Genomic DNA, 16,737 nt, shown 5'->3' with positions numbered 1-16,737 from the left:
AGTCCAGAGAGGCTGGCAAGGCAAAGAACGCTGTTTTGGCTGCCCAAAAAAGGCACTCAACCAGCTTCTTGTCTCGCTTGCCTCCAGATGCAAAGCGATGCCAAGAAGCTTTTTCTTTTGAAAAATAAAGAACCGGAGGGATTCATGATGAAAAATGTAGCGCATTTGATTGGCCTCAAAGACTTATCGAAAGAACAAATCATCCAGCTCCTCGAGCGAGCAGAGCATTGGGCTGCCAGACCAACTGAGCAAGCGGATATCCTGCGCGGACGGTTTGTCGCGAATCTGTTCTTCGAGGCCAGCACCAGAACACGCTTCTCTTTTGAAGTAGCTCAAAAGCGACTGGGCGCACATGTTTTGAACTTCATTCCGGAAACCTCCTCTACCGTAAAAGGCGAGACGGTCTATGACACGATTCGCACCTTGGAAGCAATGGGCGTGGAAGCAGCCGTGATCCGCACCAAAAAGGAAGGCCTGCTGCAAGAGTTGGCAGAAAGCGTTGACCTGAAGCTGATCAACGCGGGAGATGGAACGAATGAGCACCCGACGCAATGCCTGCTGGATCTTTTGACCATGAAAAGAAAGTTTGGCAAGCTCTCTGGTCTCACGGTAGCGATCATTGGAGATCTGCGCCACAGCCGCGTGCTCGGTTCTCATCTGCATGCGCTGCCGAAGCTCGGTGTGAATCTGCTGCTCTCAGGTCCTGCTACCATGATGCCAGCCCATATCCCGCAAGGTGTCAAAATCGTGGAAATGGAAGAAGCAGTTCAAACCGCAGATGTGGTCATGATGCTGCGCGTTCAGCTGGAGCGCCACGCGGAATCCCTCTATCTATCGAAGGAAGAGTATCACAAGGCACATGGGCTCACACTGGAAAGAGCCAAAATGATGAAGTCCGGCGCAGTCATCATGCATCCGGCACCCGTCAATCGCGGGGTTGAGATTCATACCGATTTGGTAGAATGCGAAACGTCCTTGATTCAAACCCAAGTGACCAACGGAGTCGCAGCAAGAATGGCAGTTTTAGAAACTCTTTTGAAAGGGAGCGAAATGACATGGGAATCATCCTTGGCAACGGCAACGTACTAAATCAGGCGGGGGAACTCACCCCGATGGAAATATTGGTGGAAAAGGGAAGAATCACAGCGATAGGGGAAACACTCGATCGCGAGGGACATGAATGGATCGATTGTCATGGCGGCATGATTAGCGCGGGTCTCATCGATGTCCACGTACATCTGCGCGAGCCAGGCTTTGAACACAAAGAAACGATCGAAACAGGGGCAAAAGCAGCGGTACAAGGCGGATTTACAACGGTAGCATGCATGCCAAACACACGACCGTCCATTGATAGTGTCGAGACCGTGACCTACATTTTGGACAAAGCGAGCGAGGCAGGTATGGCGCGCGTGATCCCGTATGGTGCGATTACTGTTCGCCAATTGGGAAAAGAGCTGACGGATTTCGCTGGGTTAAAAGAAGCGGGGATCTTCGCGCTGACAGATGACGGTGTGGGTGTGCAATCAACTGCGATGATGAAAAAGGCCATGCAAAAAGCAGCAGAGCTTGGGATCGCGATCGTCGCTCACTGTGAGGACGAAGACCTGTTGATCCCGGGAGCAGCTTTGCATGACGGGGTGGTTGCAGCTCGACACGGACTCCCTGGAATTCCGTCTGAATCAGAGTCCATCCACGTTGGCCGCGATATTTTGCTGGCAGAACAGACAGGTGTCCACTACCACGTATGTCACATCAGCGCGAAAGAGTCGGTGCGTCTGGTACGCGACGGGAAACGCGCTGGCGTGAATGTAACATGTGAAGTCAGTCCGCATCACCTCTTGCTGTGCGACGAGGATATCCCGGACAATCTGGATACGAATTGGAAAATGAACCCGCCGCTGCGCTCTCGTGAAGATCGTGCTGCACTGATTGCGGGATTAAAAGACGGCACCATTGATATGATCGCAACCGACCATGCACCACACACCCAAGAGGAAAAAGCAAACGGGATAAACCGTGCGCCATTCGGAATTGTCGGACTGGAGACAGCATTCCCGCTGTTGTACACAAATCTCGTACAAACGGGAGAGCTGACCTTGAAGAAGCTGGTTGAGCTGTTGACCGTGAAGCCAGCAGAAGCATTCAATCTGCCATACGGACGTCTGGAAGTAGGCGCGCCAGCAGACCTGACTGTGATTGATCTGGAAACGGAAAAAACAATTGACCCAAGCACATTCGCAAGTAAAGGAATCAACACACCATTTGCCGGTTGGGCATGCAAAGGCTGGCCGACCCTGACGCTGGTAGATGGGAAGATCGTATATCAAAACGTGTAAAAACGACTGACAGACAAGACAAAAGTTTTTACACGACAATGGAGGAGGAGCATAGATGCGTGCAAGATTGATCTTGGAAGACGGAACAGAATTTATCGGGACGGCATTTGGAGCGACAAAGGAGTCCTACGGGGAAGTGGTTTTCAATACAGGGCTGACTGGCTATCAGGAGGTTTTGTCCGACCCATCCTACTGCGGACAGATCGTCACCATGACATACCCGCTAATCGGAAATTACGGGATCAATCGAGACGACTTTGAAGCTGTTCGTCCATACATTCACGGCTTCGTTGTTCGCGAGCATTGCGAGGCACCGAGCAACTGGCGCAATACGAACACACTCGACGAACTGCTGAAAACATACGACATTCCGGGTATTGCTGGAATCGACACCCGGATGCTGACGAGAAAAATTCGTTACCACGGCACGATGAAGGGCATGATTACAACCAGTGAAGCCCCGTTGGCTGAATTGGTTGCTGCCTTAAACGGCACGACATTGATGACAGACCAAGTATCACGCGTTTCTACGAAAAGCGTCTTCAGCTGCCCGGGTACAGGTCATCGGGTAGTACTGGTAGACTTCGGAGCCAAGCACGGGATTTTGCGCGAGTTGACCAAGCGCAACTGCGACGTTGTCGTTGTGCCTTACAATGTGACAGCAGAAGAGATTCGCCGCATTCAACCGGACGGAATACTTTTGTCCAATGGCCCTGGGGACCCGAAGGACGTACCACAAGCCGTAGAGATGATTCGCGAAATCTTGGGTGAATATCCGCTGTTCGGAATTTGCCTCGGTCACCAACTGTTCGCGCTTGCATCTGGCGCTGACACGACGAAAATGAAATTCGGACACCGTGGCGGCAACCATCCGGTAAAAGAGCTGCCAACCGGACGCACCTATATCACATCCCAGAACCACAGCTATGCAGTCAAAGAAGACTCGCTCGCAAGCACGGAACTGGAAGTTACACATATCGCACTGAATGATGGCACCATCGAAGGCGTACGTCATGCCGCTAAGAATGCATTCTCAGTACAGTACCATCCAGAAGCAGCTCCAGGACCGTATGATTCCGGCTACCTGTTCGACCAGTTTCTTGCGATGATGGAAACCGCTAAGGAGGAAAAAACTCATGCCAAAACAAGATAATCTGAAAAAAATCCTCGTAATCGGCTCTGGACCTATCGTTATCGGGCAGGCAGCAGAATTTGACTATGCAGGCACGCAAGCATGCGAAGCGTTAAAAGAAGAGGGCATGGAGGTAGTTCTGATCAACTCCAACCCGGCGACCATCATGACGGATACAAACATGGCGGACAAAGTATATATCGAGCCAATCACACCTGAATTCGTAGCGCGCGTCATTCGTCAAGAGAAGCCGGATGGACTACTGCCTACACTTGGCGGTCAAACAGGCTTGAACATGGCTGTTGCCCTCTCAGAAGCAGGCGTTCTCGAGCAAGAAAATGTAAAGCTGCTCGGAACCAAGCTGGAATCGATCAAGCAAGCAGAAGACCGCGACCTGTTCCGCTCCCTCATGAATGAACTGGGCGAGCCAGTACCTGAATCCGTCATCGTGAGCACGGTAGAAGAAGCTGTCGATTTTGCAAACGAAATCGGTTATCCCATCATCGTTCGTCCTGCCTACACCTTGGGTGGTACAGGCGGCGGAATTTGTGATGATGAAGAAACACTCCGCGAGATCGTCGCAAGCGGATTGAAATACTCCCCGATTACGCAATGCTTGATCGAGAAAAGCATCGCCGGCATGAAAGAAATCGAGTACGAAGTAATGCGCGATGCCAACGACAACTGCATCGTCGTCTGCAACATGGAAAACATCGACCCAGTCGGCGTGCATACTGGTGATTCCATCGTAGTAGCACCTAGCCAAACACTGGCTGACCGCGAGTATCAAATGCTGCGCACATCCGCACTGAACATCATCCGGGCGCTCGGTATCGAGGGAGGCTGCAACGTACAATACGCACTCGATCCGCACAGCTTCCAGTACTATGTGATCGAAGTGAACCCGCGTGTGAGCCGCTCTTCTGCACTGGCTTCCAAGGCAACAGGCTACCCAATCGCAAAGATGGCAGCCAAAATCGCAATCGGCTACACGTTGGATGAGCTGAAAAACCCGGTGACAGGCCAAACTTACGCATGCTTCGAGCCAACGCTGGACTACATCGTCAGCAAAATTCCACGCTGGCCGTTCGACAAGTTCCAATCCGCCAACCGCAAGCTCGGTACGCAAATGAAAGCGACCGGAGAAGTGATGGCAATCGGTCGGACTTTTGAAGAATCGATCATGAAAGCCATTCGTTCCTTGGAAATCGGCAGTTATCACATCGAGATCAAAGGAGCAGACGAAATCAGCGAGGAAGATTTGAAAGCACGACTGGTACACGCGGATGACGAACGCCTCTTCCTGCTGGCAGAAGCACTGCGCCGTGGCTGGACGATCGAAGAACTGCACAACCTGACCAAGATCGATCTGTTCTTCCTGCACAAGTTCCATAAAATGATTGCCTTTGAAGCGGAACTGGCAAAAGGCTTGACGAGTGAGAAGCTGTACGAAGCAAAGCGCATGGGCTTCACGGACCGCAAAATTGCCGAGCTGTGCGGTGAGACAGAAGAAGCGGTACACGCAATGCGCAAAGAGAAAGGCTTTGTACCTGTATATAAAATGGTAGATACGTGCGCGGCAGAATTCGAAGCGCAAACACCGTACTACTACTCCGCTTATGAAGTGGAAGACGAGCGCATTGAGACTGGCAAGAAGCGCGTGGTCGTACTGGGCTCCGGACCAATCCGCATCGGTCAAGGAATCGAGTTTGACTATGCGACTGTCCACGCTGTCTGGGCACTGAGAGAAGCGGGCTATGAGGCAGTGATCATCAACAACAACCCGGAGACTGTTTCCACAGACTTCAACACATCTGATCGCCTATACTTCGAGCCGCTGTACATCGAAGACGTCATGAACATTCTCGATGTGGAAAAACCAGAGGGTGTCATCGTACAATTCGGCGGGCAAACCGCGATCAACCTGGCTGACAAGCTGGCTGCACGCGGAATCAAAATCTTGGGTACGAGTCTGGAAAACATCGACGCAGCAGAAAACCGCGAGAAGTTCGAAGCGCTGCTGCGCGAGCTGGAAATCGCCCAACCACCAGGCAAAACGGTAACTTCTGTCGAGCAGGCAGTCGTGGCAGCAGAAGGTCTTGGCTTCCCAGTCCTGGTACGCCCATCCTACGTACTTGGCGGACGTGCGATGGAAATCGTCTACAATCAGTCCGAACTGTTGGAGTACATGGAAAAAGCGGTGAAGGTAAATCCTGATCACCCTGTACTGGTAGACCGTTACATGGTCGGGGTAGAAGCGGAAGTCGACGCGATCTGCGATGGCGAAAACGTCCTGATTCCAGGCATCATGGAGCATATCGAACGCGCAGGGGTGCACTCCGGTGACTCCATCGCTGTATATCCTCCGCAATCCTTGTCCCAAGCGATCAAGGATGAACTGATCGACATGACAACGAAGCTGGCGCGTGCCCTGCAAATCAAAGGCTTGCTCAACATCCAGTTCGTCATCTATAAAGACCGCCCATACGTCATCGAGGTCAATCCGCGCTCGTCCCGTACGGTGCCATTCCTCTCCAAAGTAACGGGGATTCCAATGGCGAACATCGCGACGAAAGCGATCCTTGGTCACTCTATCATCGAACAAGGCTTTACACCGGGCTACCATCCAGAGGAGTCGATGGTTTCTGTCAAAGTACCCGTCTTCTCCTTTGCAAAGCTGCGCCGCGTTGATATTACGCTCGGCCCTGAAATGAAATCGACCGGAGAAGTCATGGGACGCGAGAGCACACTGGCAAAAGCGTTGTACAAAGGCTTGGTCGCAGCGGGGATGAATATCCCGACACAAGGCACCTTGCTCGTGACAGTTGCCGATAAAGACAAGGAAGAAGCCCTAGACATTGTGAAACGCTTCCGCCACCTCGGCTTCAAGCTGATGGCAACCGCAGGCACTGCCGATTATTTGGAGCAAGCGGGACTGCAAGTCACACGCGTGAGCAAATTGTCCGAAGGCACGCCAAACCTGCTGGATGTCATCCATACAGGCGAAGCGAACATCGTACTCAATACACTGACAAAAGGCAAAACGCCACAACGCGACGGTTTCCGCATTCGTCGGGAAGCAGTAGAAAACGGCGCGGTATGCTTGACTTCGCTGGATACAGCTTCCGCTCTCCTGCACGTACTGGAGACGATCACATTCTCTACAGAAGCAATGCCTGCCCAGCGTGCTGGTGCCAAAGTAGCAGTAACTGTATAAAAAGGGGAGAGCAGCGTGCAACAACAACTAACCGATATTCGCGAACGCATGATTGTTGCGCTCGACTTTTCCACACTGGATGAAGTCAAAAAGTGCATCGAGCCGCTTCAGGGGCATATCCGCTATGTAAAAGTGGGGATGGAGCTCGCTTACGCAGAAGGGCCAGCGATCGTTTCCTTTTTAAAGGACAAAGGATTCAACGTGTTCCTCGACTTGAAGGTTCATGATATTCCCAATACAGCTAAAGGCGCAATGAGAAGCCTGGCGCGTCTGGGAGCAGACATGGTTAACGTTCATGCGGCAGGCGGCGTAGCCATGATGGCGGCAGCGAGAGAAGGCTTGGAGCAAGGGACAGCGGCAGGTGCTGCTCGTCCCCTCCTGATCGGTGTTACAATGCTGACATCTACTGGTTTGCAAACGATGAATCAAGAATTGGCGATTCCAGGTGCGGTAGAGGATGTTGTCGTGCACTATGCACGGATGACCAAGCAAGCTGGTTTGGATGGGGTCGTTGCTTCTCCGTTAGAAGTACCGATGATCAAAAAAGCTGCTGGAGACGCATTTGTAACCGTAACCCCAGGAATTCGTCCACTGGGAGCAGATCAAGGCGATCAGACACGTATCACGACACCAGAACAGGCATTCCGCTTGGGCAGTGATTACCTTGTGATCGGACGCGCCATTACGGGTGCAAAAGATCCGGTAGGGGTTTGGCAAAGTATCGTCGCAGCAGTGGAAAAAGATCGTTCGTAAAGTAGCCAGCTGGAGGGAATAAGTGAAATGACGACAATGACAACCGCTAAACAAATTGCAGCGAATCTTCTCGAAATCGGGGCAGTTCATCTGCGACCGGAGCAACCTTTTACATGGACGTCCGGGATCAAATCCCCGATCTACTGCGACAACCGGATCACGATGTCTTATCCGCATGTGCGCCGTGCCGTTGCAAGAGCTTTTGCTGATCTGATCAAGGAGCAGTACCCAGATGCGCAAGTCGTGGCGGGAACAGCAACTGCTGGTATTCCACATGCTGCATGGGTTGCAGAGCTGCTTGATCTGCCTATGATCTACGTACGGGACAAGGCAAAAGGCCACGGTCGCCAAAACCAGATTGAGGGTGCATTGGCGGCTGGTCAAAAGGTCGTCGTGATTGAAGACCTGATTTCCACAGGAGGTAGCTCCTTGAAAGCAGCGCAAGCGGTACAGGCTGAGGGCGGAGAGGTACTGGGAGTCGTAGCCATTTTCAGCTACCAATTCCCGGATGCCCAAGCCTTGTTTGAGGAAGCTGGCATTCCTTGCTCGACCATATCGAATTACACAGCACTTTTGGAAGTAGCTTCAGAGCAAGGGGTTATTACGAGCGAACAGGAAAAAGTATTGGGCGAATGGCGGAAGTCCCCGCGTACTTTTTTTGAATAAAAAGGGATACAGGATGAAGAGTAGGGCGGCACTCAGACCGTCCTACTCTTTTTTGTTTCGTCGTGGATCGTAATCTGGACGCCTTCGGATCGATAGAACTGGAGGATATCGACGGCAGTCATTTCGAAATGGCCAAAATCCTCTGGAAACAGAATACCGGGCGTAACCGTTGAGTTTTCGCTTTGTCGAATAATTTGTTGCGCAAAAATGGCAGCTCCCAAAGCGGTCAGGTGAGTCTGCCCTTTCGGATCAGTAATCTCGACTTGGCGTTTCACGTTCATGCCATGCTGATTGCACCCGTTTATTTGGATGACAACATGTTGAGGAGATCCTGCGCCTGGATTGTACAGTATTTTTTGACGTGTGCTCTTGCCGAGCAGGTTCCATATCCGGCTTTTTACAAATGAAACAAGGGCAAAAGTAGGTGTGGTGACAGTAAAAGGAATATTCATACGATCCATATAGTCGGTGGAATCTGGACCCGCTTTGTCTTGAAGGGAATAAAGAGCGTGAAGATGAATCTGGACATCTTGCAAGGAAGAGGTATGTATGCTTGCAAGAAGGGATATAGTTCCCCCCATCCACCCTGAGGCGAGTATGACTGGAGAGCCTATGTTCTCCTTCTTTAATCGGTCGATGGACTTTGTAAATCGTTCTGTCCAACGCGTGACGTCAATCAAAGCGATCTGTCGACGAGCCGCAGCTAGCAGCAGTTTGTCATCTGGATCATTTACCGCACTGATAATCAAGGTCAAATCATCGGGAGCATGGGCGAGAGGATCAGATTTGGAGATGTCCAGAAGGAAAGGCTTTAGCCTCGTAGATGTAATATGGGGTCTTCCTTATTTTTGCAAGCGATAAAAACGCTTCTTCTCATTTTGGGGGACGAAGCGTTTTTCATATAAAAGAGCTAACTTTAGTTAGTGTTAGAAGGAATTCGGCTAATGATATCATGATTGATGATTGCTATTAAATCAGGCAGGATATCAGAAAAAGTTCGAAGGAGGAAGAGCGATACACAGAGGAAAGTGAAGTCGGTGTATCCAGGCCTGAAAGAATGCAAGCAGGTAACTGATCAAATGACAGAAAAGTACAACGATTGCTACAAGGAGGATTATGGTACATACCAGGCCTTTTGAATATGAGCAAGACGAAGCGTTTATTTGGGAATTGTACTGCTCTACTCGAACCGAAGAAATAGCTCTTTGGGGTTGGAGTGAGTCGGACAAGCTTGCTTTTTTACAGTCGCAGTTTATCATGCAGCAGAAATCTTACCACATGCAGTTTCCCGCTCAAAATCATCAAATCATTCTCCGATCCGGGCAGCCTATTGGTCGTTTGATCACGGATGCGAGCGGAGATGCACTGCATCTTGTCGATATTTCTTTGCTGCCTGCTTATCGGGGACAGGGTGTTGGTTCTGGCATTATGGGCGAACTGCAAAAAGAGGCTGAAGCTGTCCCATTACCGATCCGTTTACATGTTTTACAAGGGAATCCTGCCTTTCGATTATATGAACGACTTCATTTCATCGTGACAGACTCAACGGGGCTGTATATCCAAATGGAATGGCAGCCACTTTTGCAAAAATGACCAGGCTGGTCGCTTGACAAAGGGAATAACCACATTACATAAGGAGGAAGCAACATGGCAGAGCCATTTCTTGGAGAAATCAGGATGTTTGGAGGAGATTATGCACCACAAGGATGGGCATTATGCGAAGGACAGATCTTATCTATTTCTGAATACGACACGTTATTTAGTTTGATTGGAACCACATATGGCGGGGATGGACAAACGACTTTTGCGTTGCCTGATTTACGAGGACGTATCCCGCTCCATCAAGGGAAAAATCCGCGTACAGGAACTAACTTCGTGATAGGTGAAAAAAATGGTGTAGAATCCGTCACCTTAACCATCCCACAATTGCCCGCGCATACACATACGGTCCATGCATCATCGCAGCCAGGAACGCAGAACAGCCCTGCCAATGCTGTATGGGCAAAGAATACGCAGCTATATTCAACAAATGCACCTGATGGATTGATGAACGCGTCCAGCTTGAGTGCTGTAGGTGGAAATCAACCACACAGTAACCTGATGCCGTCTACGGTTATTAATTTCATCATTGCCCTGTATGGGATTTATCCTCAACAAAATTAACATTCCAATCGAACAGGAGGATTTTACATGGAACCATTTCTTGGAGAAATTCGATTTTTTCCCTTTCCATTTGCGCCAAAGGGTTGGGCTTTTTGTAATGGAGCGCTGTTGCCTATCAATACAAACCAGGCACTGTATTCCTTGTTAGGAGGTGCTTATGGGGGGGACGGGAAAAACACGTTTGCTTTACCGGATTTAAGAGGGCGTGTCCCTGTTCATGTAAACAATCAACAGGATCGCCCCATCGTTACGCGCGGTCTGTCAGCCGGCGAAGAAAGTCATGTACTTTCGACAAGCGAGATACCCGCCCATACCCATATGGCAACCGGCTCGAATGCAGCAGCCTCTGAAAAAATTAGCGCTGGGAACTACTGGGCACAAGCATCCACTACAACCTATGGGACAACCCCTGATACGACGATGAGTGAGAGTGCGTTGCAAACGGTAGGAAACAGTGCACCTCATACCAATATGCAGCCGTATTTGGTCGGGAATTTTTGCATCGCGATTCAAGGGATTTACCCGTCAAGAAACTAAAGGAGGCACTATCATATGGATCCGTATATTGGAGAAATTCGTATTTTCGCTGGCAGCTTCCCGCCAAGGGACTGGGCTTTTTGTGATGGACAATTGCTTACGATCTCTTCCAATCCTGTTTTGTATTCGATATTGGGTTCAAAGTATGGCGGAGATGGCAAGACCACATTTGCGCTTCCCAATTTAAGAGGCGCAGCCCCGATGAATCAGGGGGCAGGACCTGGCTTGACACCGCGTACGGCAGGTCAGACAGATGGCGCAGCCAATATAACACTTCTGCAAAACCAAATTCCGGTTCATACTCACGTTCCGAATGTGTGCACAGCTCCTACAGGGGATACGCCAACAGGGTCAAAATGGTCATCCACTGGTGGCCGGGGAGGTATCATTCCTTACTCCAACACGAGTGATGGGACACAGCTTAGTCAGCAAGCAATTGGAATCACAGGCGGGACTCAGCCTCATAATAATATGCAACCTTATCTCGGACTCTCGTTTATCATTTGTGTGGAAGGTGGAGCTTTTCCGTCGAGAGGATAGAGACTGGATCTTGGACGCCCGATGCTGTGTAGCAGGAGGCGTCTTTTTCGAATGATAGTCACAGCCCTTCTTCCATCTTTTCCTACTTTTCGTATTCTTCTTGCGAGACGTATGCATTATAATGGATATGTCCGTGATACTAAACGATCGCTTGAAGCAGAACGATCGCAGAGGATGAAGCAGATGACGAAGATAGAAATACTGAAAAGCATGTTGACGAGCGATCAACGCAATGCACCAGTATGGCTGTTGTTAGGGTTAGAGCATGCTGAGCAGGGGGATCGTACGGAGGCTTTACAGGCGTTTACGCAGGCCCTTGCCTATGGTAATGAAGCGATGAAGGAAAAAATTGTGATCGAGCTCAACAAGCTACAAAAAGAATTCCCCTATTCGCGGACGTTAAAAGGGATCAATCAGAAGGATTCCTCTACATACACTACGATGTTTTCACCTAAGATACGCGTCATTGAAGGGGGCAAAGGGAAGACCACCGCGAAATCGGTTCAACTCGTTGAGAAAACGGCGGGTTTTGGAACGGTCGGCGGGCATGGAAGAGTAAAAGAGATAATCTTTCAAAGACTCCTACAGCCTATCTCACAACGGCTGCCTCAAAAGAAAAGTACCCTTTTACTTTACGGACCTTCGGGGTGCGGAAAATCTTTGCTGGCAAAAGCAACCGCAGAAGAATGTCAGGCTCATTTTTTCTCTATGGCAATCACAGGCGGTCGAAGTATGTATACGCCGTCAAACAGACGTTTCAACATCCACGATTTACTAGCGACAGTCCCTGCCAATAAACCGTTTCTGTTCTTTTTAGATGAACTGGACGCTTCCAGCCATGATGAAGAGCATGCGAACTCCTATCCTAGACAGGGGATCGATTCCAAATGGCTTCAGCAGATAGCGGAGGCGGGCGAGTACGACGAACGATTCGTCCTAATGGGCGCAACCAATGTTCCATGGGAGTTGGAGCCTTCCATGCTTCGAGCGGCTGGGTTTGATCACTGGATTTTTGTCGGACCGCCAGATCGGCAAGCACGGGAGGATATTTTTCGCTTAAAACTGGAGGGCCGTCCCTCTGAGATGCTCGATTATGAGCAATTGGCAGGATGGACAGAGTTTTATTCGGGGGCAGACATCGAGTACGTGGTGGAGCTCGCGACGGAGCAAGTATGGCATGATATCGTAACAAAAGGGGTCGATCGCCCGATTCAAATGAGCGATCTGCGTGAGGCCATTGCAGCTACGTATCCAACAACCATTGAGTGGTTGAGGACTTTGAAAGAACATTTGAAGCAAGTGGATGACAACGGAATTTATGATGAAGTGTGGGACTACCTATCTCTTCACAGTAGAATCTGAAATCAACGAAAAGACTGTCGGCACGCTATCAAGCTGCGGTCTTTTTCGTGCAAATGTTAGAATATTGACTCAATACAGTCTTTTTTGTACGCTGAGTATAGGCGCTAACAGTTGCTGGAAGGTGGAGAATACGCGATGAAAATAATAGATATATCCCGTCCGTTCATGGCAGGTATGCCGACCTGGCCAGGTGACACTCCCTTTCACTATGTAGTAAACTGGCCCAAAACGGAGAGTGGCTCAGTCAATGTCGGTAAAGTAACCATGAGTGTTCACACAGGTACCCATGTGGATGCTCCGTTTCATTTCGATGACGATGGCCGAAAAATAGCTGAATTGCCCCTAGACTTGTACATCGGAGAGGCAAGAGTGGTGGAGCTTACTGGACGTTCTAGCATTGGCCCAGAAGATTTTGTCCAGGTTGATCTGGAGGGGGTCGAACGCTTGCTGCTCAAAACGTTATCATGGAGCGATCCCCATCAATTTCCGTCAACCATCTGTCATCTGCGAGCGGACTTGCCAGCGTTTCTCGCCCAAAAAGGCATTCGGCTGATTGGAGTAGATGTCCCATCTGTCGATCCGCTAGACAGCAAGGAACTGGCTGCTCATCATGGACTTCACCAGCAGGATATTCATATTTTGGAGGGGCTTCTGCTCGATCATGTCGAACCGGGAGATTACGAACTGATCGCACTGCCGCTGTCTTTGGTAGAAGCAGATGGAAGTCCGGTACGTGCAATCTTGCGTCGTTCGTAAGGCTGCATATTGATAAAGCAGTGATTTTCTCGAATAATAACAGGGTAACGACAAAAAACCATCATTACGGCGTACGTATGAAGGGAATGAAAAAGTAGATGGAAGCGATGACCTTTGTCCTTTTTGGCGCGACAGGAGATTTAGCAAAACGCAAAATTTTCCCTGCGCTCTTCAATTTATATGTCGATCAAAAGTTGCCTGCCGCTTTTTCGATTATCGGCGTGGGGAGAAGGGCGTGGTCTGATGACGAATTTCAGGAATCTGTTCGCCATTCTGTCCATGAGTTTTCCCGTCGGGCCCAGATTGATTCCCACGAACTAGATGCTTTCTTGTCTGCTTGTCGCTATGCGGAAGTAGATGTCATGGAACCGCGTGCTTATGTTACGTTACATGATCTAGTCCTGCAAAGAGAGCAAGAGCTGCAGATTCCGCAAAACCGGATGTTTTACTTGTCAGTGGCCCCGCAATTTTTCGAGGGAATTGCAACCAATGTCAAAGCCAGCGGGCTCGGTTCAACGACAGGCTGGAAGCGCCTGATCATTGAAAAACCGTTTGGACATGATTTGCAATCCGCGAAAGAATTGAATGAAAAGCTGGGGAAAGCATTTTCGGAAGAAGAAATTTATCGCATTGACCATTACTTGGGAAAACCGATGGTGCAAAACCTCGAGGCTCTCGAATTTGCGAACCCGGTCTTTCAGGCTCTCTGGAACAATCAGTTCATCGCCAACGTGCAAATTACGGCGAATGAAACGGTCGGCGTCGAGGATCGGGCTGGATATTACGAGCCAGTTGGAGCACTGCGTGACATGCTTCAAAATCACATGTTGCAAATGCTCATGATCATCGCCATGCAGCTTCCGAAGCGAATCACATCCGCTCATATCCGCGAAGAAAAACGCAAGGTAATGGCAGCCGTGCGTCCGATGAAGAAAGAAGAAGTCGGGACCCACGTTATTCGCGGTCAGTATAGCGCAGGACATATTCAAGGAACGCCTGTAGCTGGCTACAGGGACGAGCCTGGTGTCGATCCAGTTTCCATGACAGAAACGTATATTGCCACTCGTGTCTGGATTGATGACCCGTTTTGGCAAGGGGTACCTTTTTATATTCGCACGGGCAAAAGACTGCAAGAAAAATCAACAAGGATCGTCATTGAGTTCAAAAATCCGCACGAAAAGCTATATCAGGAGCAAAATGAAACGACATCGCCTAATTTGTTGATTATTAGCGTGAATCCGAACGAAGGTATTGCTTTGCAGGTAAATAGTAAGAATCCGACAAATAGCGGTAAGATTGAGCCGGTGACGGTAGATTTCAGTGCAGGGACAAAAGACGTGCCAGAAGCGTACGAGCTGCTCTTGTTCGATGCACTCCGGGGGGATTCCACTTACTTTGCGCATTGGGATGAGGTCCGGTTGTCGTGGGAGTGGGTGACACCGATTTTGGAAGCCTTCGCTGAAAATTTGGTACCGCTCTTTACGTATGAAGCCGGCTCATTCGGACCAAAGGCCGCAGAGCAATTGCTTGCAGCAGACGGATTCGTGTGGTGGCTGGATAAGGTCGAAGAACGAGTGCCAGTCACTGCAACGAGATAGAAAAAGAAAAGGGAGCGGATGAGATGCGATTTGGCGTAATCGGAACGAACTGGATCACCGAGGAATTTATCCAGGCTGGTCAAGAAGTAGAAGGATTTTCTCTTCAGGCTGTTTATTCACGTACCATCGAACGCGCCAAGGAAATCGCTGACAAGTACCATGCTCCATTCGCCTATAGCAGCCTAGAAGAAATGGCTGCAAGCAAAAATATTGACGCGGTCTATATTGCGAGCCCCAACTCCTGCCACGCGGAACAAGCGATCCAGTGCATGGACGCGGGGCTGCACGTATTGTGTGAAAAGCCACTCGCTTCCAATGCAATTGAGGTAGAAGAAATGATCGAGGCAGCGAAAAGAAATGACGTGCTTCTCATGGAGGCTGTCAAATCTACACTGTTGCCCAATTTTTTTGCGATACAAGACAACCTTCACAAGCTGGGAAAAATACGACGTTTTATTGCGAGCAATTGCCAATATTCTTCGCGCTATGACGCCTACCGCGAAGGGAAGGTTTTACGTGCTTTTGATCCTGCTTTTTCAAACGGAGCCTTGATGGACATCGGTATCTATTGTCTATATCCGTTACTCATCCTTTTTGGCAGACCAGACGACGTCAAAGCAGGAGGAATTGTGCTTGATTCTGGCGTGGATGGAGAAGGCAGTATGCTGTTGAAATATCGCCAGATGGATGCCATCATTAGCTACTCGAAAATTACGACCTCCTATCAGCCAGCAGAAATTCAAGGGGAGGACGCCACGATGGTAATCGATCGAATCAACCATCTCAAAGAAGTGGACATTCGTTACAGGGACGGACGAATCGAGCAAGTAACAAGGCCACAGACCCCGAAGACTATGCACTATGAAATAAGAGAATTCTTGCGCTTGGCAAGGATTGGGGCCAGACAATCCGCAACGAATTCGCATGAAGTTTCCAAAATGGCCATGCAGGTCATGGATGAAGCGAGAAGACAGATGGGCATTGCTTTTCCAGCGGATCGAAAAAAACAGTAGGCAAAGGGGAGTGGGTTTGGGATGAAAATGTATGATGTAACCGCCACCGTGTACGAAGGAATGACGGTATATAAAAACAAGCCGGAAAAGCAGCCGAAAATACATACGGCTACCAGTGGGTATGTAACCGAATCGAGAATCGATATGGACCTTCACACGGGTACCCATGTGGATGCTCCCCTGCACATGGTGAATGCTGGCGATACATTTGAGAGTATTTCCTTGGAGAAGCTAGTTGGCAATTGCAAGGTTCTCGATCTCACAGCGGTAGAAGACAGGATCACACGCGCTGACTTGGAGAGATTCGATCTTGCGCGAGGAGATTTTGTCCTGTTTAAAACGAAAAACTCTTTTGAAGAGGCGTTCTCTTTTGAATTCATCTTTCTGTCAGAGGAAGGTGCAGAATATGTAAGTGAGCTGGGGGTGCGGGGCATTGGCACTGATGCACTTGGAATCGAACGTAGCCAGGAGGGTCACCCCACACATAAAAAGCTGTTTGCAGCGGGAGTCATTGTCATAGAAGGCTTGCGGCTAGCAGAGGTCCCACCAGGCGAGTACTTTCTGGTAGCTGCCCCACTCAAGCTGATTGGCACCGATGCAGCCCCGGCAAGGGTCCTATTGTTTGAAGGTTTACATAGCAATTTGTCTATCGAAACTGAATGAC

At 49.7% G+C, this 16,737-nt stretch carries 16 protein-coding genes; 15 read left to right on the top strand and 1 reads right to left on the bottom strand.

Translation table 11 applies throughout. From position 1 onward, the window contains the following. Positions 1-147: 147 nt before the first annotated feature. From HP567_RS21425 to pyrE, 6 genes are read left to right on the top strand one after another with little or no spacing between them, the layout of a single operon-like run. A complete protein-coding gene (locus tag HP567_RS21425) occupies positions 148-1,089 on the top strand; it encodes an aspartate carbamoyltransferase catalytic subunit (protein WP_173608383.1) in 942 nt (313 codons plus the stop codon). Continuing rightward, positions 1,056-2,336, top strand: a complete 1,281-nt coding sequence (locus HP567_RS21420; protein ID WP_173608164.1) for a dihydroorotase — start codon at positions 1,056-1,058, stop codon at positions 2,334-2,336. Before HP567_RS21425 ends, HP567_RS21420 begins: the two co-directional genes overlap by 34 nt. Positions 2,337-2,391: 55 nt before the next feature. Then, on the top strand, positions 2,392-3,489 hold the full coding sequence (locus HP567_RS21415; protein ID WP_173608163.1) for a carbamoyl phosphate synthase small subunit: 1,098 nt from the start codon (positions 2,392-2,394) through the stop codon (positions 3,487-3,489). Beyond that, positions 3,473-6,685, top strand: coding sequence for a carbamoyl-phosphate synthase large subunit (gene carB / locus HP567_RS21410; protein WP_173608162.1), 3,213 nt, complete (start codon positions 3,473-3,475; stop codon positions 6,683-6,685). The genes HP567_RS21415 and carB overlap by 17 nt, the downstream gene beginning before the upstream one ends. A gap of 15 nt (positions 6,686-6,700) precedes the next feature. Beyond that, on the top strand, positions 6,701-7,438 hold the full coding sequence (pyrF, locus tag HP567_RS21405) for an orotidine-5'-phosphate decarboxylase (RefSeq protein ID WP_304502564.1): 738 nt from the start codon (positions 6,701-6,703) through the stop codon (positions 7,436-7,438). A 27-nt stretch (positions 7,439-7,465) separates the two neighbouring features. Beyond that, positions 7,466-8,104 carry an orotate phosphoribosyltransferase gene (gene pyrE / locus HP567_RS21400; RefSeq protein WP_087349934.1) on the top strand — a complete coding sequence of 213 codons (639 nt, stop codon included), beginning with the start codon at positions 7,466-7,468 and terminating at the stop codon, positions 8,102-8,104. Between the two features lie 32 nt (positions 8,105-8,136). Here the strand turns inward: pyrE and HP567_RS21395 are convergent, their stop codons facing one another. Then, on the bottom strand, positions 8,137-8,853 hold the full coding sequence (locus HP567_RS21395) for a hypothetical protein (protein ID WP_229088089.1): 717 nt from the start codon (positions 8,851-8,853) through the stop codon (positions 8,137-8,139). A 367-nt stretch (positions 8,854-9,220) separates the two neighbouring features. Here HP567_RS21395 and HP567_RS21390 point away from each other — a divergent pair, with 367 nt between their 5' ends. The 9 genes from HP567_RS21390 to HP567_RS21350 all read left to right on the top strand — a co-directional run bounded on the left by HP567_RS21390 (position 9,221) and on the right by HP567_RS21350 (position 16,736). Beyond that, a complete protein-coding gene (locus HP567_RS21390; protein ID WP_173608161.1) occupies positions 9,221-9,697 on the top strand; it encodes a GNAT family N-acetyltransferase in 477 nt (158 codons plus the stop codon). 54 nt (positions 9,698-9,751) lie between these two features. Continuing rightward, entirely contained in the window at positions 9,752-10,267 is a 516-nt protein-coding gene (locus HP567_RS21385; RefSeq protein WP_173608160.1) for a phage tail protein, read from the top strand. A 27-nt stretch (positions 10,268-10,294) separates the two neighbouring features. Further along, complete coding sequence (locus HP567_RS21380) at positions 10,295-10,804, top strand: phage tail protein (RefSeq protein WP_173608159.1); 510 nt, start codon at positions 10,295-10,297, stop codon at positions 10,802-10,804. Between the two features lie 15 nt (positions 10,805-10,819). Continuing rightward, positions 10,820-11,344, top strand: coding sequence for a phage tail protein (locus tag HP567_RS21375; RefSeq protein WP_173608158.1), 525 nt, complete (start codon positions 10,820-10,822; stop codon positions 11,342-11,344). Between the two features lie 183 nt (positions 11,345-11,527). Beyond that, positions 11,528-12,706 carry an ATP-binding protein gene (locus HP567_RS21370; RefSeq protein ID WP_173608157.1) on the top strand — a complete coding sequence of 393 codons (1,179 nt, stop codon included), beginning with the start codon at positions 11,528-11,530 and terminating at the stop codon, positions 12,704-12,706. Positions 12,707-12,841: 135 nt separating this feature from the next. Beyond that, positions 12,842-13,462, top strand: a complete 621-nt coding sequence (kynB, locus tag HP567_RS21365) for an arylformamidase (RefSeq protein WP_173608156.1) — start codon at positions 12,842-12,844, stop codon at positions 13,460-13,462. Positions 13,463-13,560: 98 nt separating this feature from the next. Further along, the gene (gene zwf, locus HP567_RS21360; RefSeq protein ID WP_173608155.1) at positions 13,561-15,060 is read left to right on the top strand and encodes a glucose-6-phosphate dehydrogenase; all 1,500 of its coding nucleotides are present in this window, start codon (positions 13,561-13,563) and stop codon (positions 15,058-15,060) included. 23 nt (positions 15,061-15,083) lie between these two features. After that, positions 15,084-16,073 (top strand): Gfo/Idh/MocA family protein, encoded by a 990-nt coding sequence (locus HP567_RS21355; protein WP_173608154.1) that lies wholly within the window; start codon positions 15,084-15,086, stop codon positions 16,071-16,073. A 21-nt stretch (positions 16,074-16,094) separates the two neighbouring features. After that, positions 16,095-16,736: a cyclase family protein gene (locus HP567_RS21350; protein ID WP_173608153.1), complete on the top strand. Its 642-nt coding sequence runs from the start codon at positions 16,095-16,097 to the stop codon at positions 16,734-16,736. Position 16,737 lies beyond the last annotated feature (1 nt).

The sequence above is a fragment of the Brevibacillus sp. M2.1A genome, assembly GCF_013284355.2.
Lineage (GTDB): Bacteria > Bacillota > Bacilli > Brevibacillales > Brevibacillaceae > Brevibacillus.
This window is presented reverse-complemented; position numbering and strand designations above follow the sequence as displayed.

What these genes read in the sequence shown, in the direction of transcription:
- HP567_RS21425 (WP_173608383.1), top strand. Translation starts at nt 148, where the DNA reads ATGAAAAATGTAGCGCATTTGATTGGCCTCAAAGACTTATCGAAAGAA.
- HP567_RS21420 (WP_173608164.1), top strand. Translation starts at nt 1,056, where the DNA reads ATGGGAATCATCCTTGGCAACGGCAACGTACTAAATCAGGCGGGGGAA.
- HP567_RS21415 (WP_173608163.1), top strand. Translation starts at nt 2,392, where the DNA reads ATGCGTGCAAGATTGATCTTGGAAGACGGAACAGAATTTATCGGGACG.
- carB (WP_173608162.1), top strand. Translation starts at nt 3,473, where the DNA reads ATGCCAAAACAAGATAATCTGAAAAAAATCCTCGTAATCGGCTCTGGA.
- pyrE (WP_087349934.1), top strand. Translation starts at nt 7,466, where the DNA reads ATGACGACAATGACAACCGCTAAACAAATTGCAGCGAATCTTCTCGAA.
- HP567_RS21390 (WP_173608161.1), top strand. Translation starts at nt 9,221, where the DNA reads ATGGTACATACCAGGCCTTTTGAATATGAGCAAGACGAAGCGTTTATT.
- HP567_RS21385 (WP_173608160.1), top strand. Translation starts at nt 9,752, where the DNA reads ATGGCAGAGCCATTTCTTGGAGAAATCAGGATGTTTGGAGGAGATTAT.
- HP567_RS21380 (WP_173608159.1), top strand. Translation starts at nt 10,295, where the DNA reads ATGGAACCATTTCTTGGAGAAATTCGATTTTTTCCCTTTCCATTTGCG.
- HP567_RS21375 (WP_173608158.1), top strand. Translation starts at nt 10,820, where the DNA reads ATGGATCCGTATATTGGAGAAATTCGTATTTTCGCTGGCAGCTTCCCG.
- HP567_RS21370 (WP_173608157.1), top strand. Translation starts at nt 11,528, where the DNA reads ATGACGAAGATAGAAATACTGAAAAGCATGTTGACGAGCGATCAACGC.
- kynB (WP_173608156.1), top strand. Translation starts at nt 12,842, where the DNA reads ATGAAAATAATAGATATATCCCGTCCGTTCATGGCAGGTATGCCGACC.
- zwf (WP_173608155.1), top strand. Translation starts at nt 13,561, where the DNA reads ATGGAAGCGATGACCTTTGTCCTTTTTGGCGCGACAGGAGATTTAGCA.
- HP567_RS21355 (WP_173608154.1), top strand. Translation starts at nt 15,084, where the DNA reads ATGCGATTTGGCGTAATCGGAACGAACTGGATCACCGAGGAATTTATC.
- HP567_RS21350 (WP_173608153.1), top strand. Translation starts at nt 16,095, where the DNA reads ATGAAAATGTATGATGTAACCGCCACCGTGTACGAAGGAATGACGGTA.